Genomic DNA, 1,867 nt, shown 5'->3' on the forward strand with positions numbered 1-1,867 from the left:
TGGAGACAACCACTATGAGGTACTTCTTTGCCCCCAGTGGTTCCAACGCGGTCATCAGCGACTGAGTGAACTTCAGGTGAATGGCCATCAGGGCCACAGAGAAGGTCACAAAAATCATGCTGGCGATGCACCCGAGGAACCCCTTCCACAGTCCTGATCTATCTGACCCCGGGAAAATCCCCAAGATGCACTGCCAGAGGAGCATCAAGACCTTGAAGCCCAGGAACAGAAAGGAAACAAAGATCAGGAAGGCGCAGAAGGCGGTGAAGAGGTAGAACGATTGCAACATGATGCTTGCCCCAGCCAGGATGTCGAGCTGTCCTGTTGGGTTTTCCATGAAGAATTTGGCTTGCTCATCGCATTTGCCGACGGCCTTCATCACGCTGTCGTCGCCTTTGTCCCCGGGGGTGACAGTGGCCAGCTCTTCATTGAAGACCTGGTCACATTCTCCCGTGAGGATCTTCCCGAATGAGATCAACTGATAGGGCTCACGGACCAGGGTGTCGACGAATGTACTGCCCAAGTCCTGGGTGATGACCTGATCGGCGGAGATCTCCTCGGTCTCGTTGCCACCGTCGACGAAGAGGGCTGCCGTTTGGCTGCCGGCGGTCTTAAAACTGTCGAACCAGCCATCTTCCTTGAAGAACGTGCTCCACGGGTTCATGAACACGCTGGAAAGCAGTGAGGCGATAAGGAGGGTGACCAGCAGGTTCGTGATGCCCAACGCGGCCTTGCCCTTGATGAGTTGATACCCATAGACGGCAGCTGACAAGGCCAGGCCCAATCCGATGATCACAACCTTGAGCTCCAAGGTGAGGTCGTTCATCGTCTCAGAGAGTGAAACTAGCGGCCCTGCGAGCAGATCGACCCATTCGAAGGAGAAGATTGCTCGCACCAGCCACATCAGGTTCTCGAACGCGGCATGGTGGATGTCCCAAACCCAATCGGCCAGTTTCGAATCCAAGAACATGCCAGGGTTGGTGATGCCGCCGCGATCCAGCTGCAGGGTCAGGTACTGGTCCAGGCCTATACCGGAACTGTCCGAGATGTCTGGCACCTCATCGGTCATGGCTTCGAGTGGAAAGCGCATCAGGCTACGACCTTCTTGCCATGATGTTCTTCAGGGGTCGTCAGTACCGCCGCCCTACGCTCTTCCACGTTGGGCAGGGCCACCTGGAGCAGGCCGATATTGCCTGCACTGTCCTGCAGCATGCCCTCGCCTTCACGCCCGGGGAAAACCTTATTGTCTGAGTCCATCGGGGACAGGCCGGTGATGGTTTCGATGAGTTCCTCGTCCTTCTCGTCCAATCCCAACCAGTGCAGTCCCTTTACAGCCAGTTCAGGGTCGGGCTGACGCATCAGAAGGCGCATGGGAATGAGCCCACGTTTGGGACCGAATTCTTCAGGATCGTGGGAATCCATACCGATCGCAGCCTTTGCTTTGCGGCCCTCCCGCAGAAATTCATTGACGATTTCCAAGCCCTGCGGATTGCTGGTCAGGTGGTGAGCTTCGGATGCCAGGAACAGTGCCAGGTCGGATCGGTCAGCGAAGCACACCCGGTGGGCAAGTTTGGCGATGGTTGCGTACAGTGCGCGCCCAAAGATTTTCTCGATGGACAGGTGACGGAACAGGTGCTCGTTCTGGAGCTCATCCGAGGTTGGAAGGGAAAGTTCGTAGGTGCAGAAGACGATGCCGCGAGCGTCAATGGGTAGGGCAGGAAGGGACCGATCGAAGAACACCTTCCCCAGGCTCCGAGAAGCGAAAGCGGCCATCTTGCGTCCCAGTTCCACGGCCTCTGGAAGTTCGCATCCTTCGCGGAGGTGGGTGATGACATCGGGCAGGTTGTCCAATCCGCGTTCGGCCAGA

2 protein-coding genes are annotated in these 1,867 nt (G+C 57.0%); both read right to left on the reverse strand.

All coding sequences use genetic code 11. The annotated features are described in order from the left end of the window. A partial coding sequence (locus CIK75_RS00010) for a hypothetical protein (protein WP_143413228.1) occupies positions 1 to 1,090 on the reverse strand: 1,090 nt, incomplete at its 3' end. Continuing rightward, a partial coding sequence (locus CIK75_RS00015) for an ATP-binding protein (RefSeq protein ID WP_198962369.1) occupies positions 1,090 to 1,867 on the reverse strand: 778 nt, incomplete at its 5' end. The genes CIK75_RS00015 and CIK75_RS00010, both read right to left, overlap by 1 nt.

This window comes from Glutamicibacter sp. BW78 (assembly GCF_002332245.1).
GTDB lineage: Bacteria > Actinomycetota > Actinomycetes > Actinomycetales > Micrococcaceae > Arthrobacter_H > Arthrobacter_H rhombi_A.